Raw genomic sequence first — 386 nt, 5'->3', positions numbered from 1 at the left:
AGGCCCTGGTGGTTTGGCGGCCGCAGGGTCATTAGCCGAGCGCCGGGCCAGTTCCATCGCTCCGGCGAGCCGTATGGCCAGTGCCGGCCCCACCCCGCCGATGTCCTGGAGCCGCTCAACGGAAACAGACTGGAGCCCGGCCGGCCCGCCGAACTCCGTCAACACCAGGCCGGCCAGTTCCAGGCTGCTCAGCCCGCGGGTGCCGGACCCAATCACCAGAGCCAGGACCTCCGCGTCCCGCAGCCGGGACAGTCACACCCGACGCAGGCGTTCCCGAGGCCGGCCGGCTTCGCTGTGGGCAACTGTTCCGGGTGTCCCGGCGGTGGAGGAGCAGTGCCGGGAGGCGGTCGGCCAAGATTCGCCTGAAGTTCAACTGCAGAACATCG

Annotated in this window: 1 protein-coding gene; it reads right to left on the bottom strand. The window is 70.2% G+C overall.

Going from position 1 to position 386, the window contains the following annotated elements; translation table 11 throughout:
- The coding region (locus tag AC5RVV_RS18240; protein ID WP_494002744.1) for a UPF0758 domain-containing protein at window positions 1–243 on the bottom strand (243 nt) is incomplete at its 3' end.
- Window positions 244–386: the final 143 nt, after the last annotated feature.

It is taken from the genome of Arthrobacter sp. MDT2-34-1, from assembly GCF_059091365.1.
The sequence above is the reverse complement of the archived record's forward strand: the minus strand, read 5'-3'. Positions and strand labels throughout refer to the sequence as shown.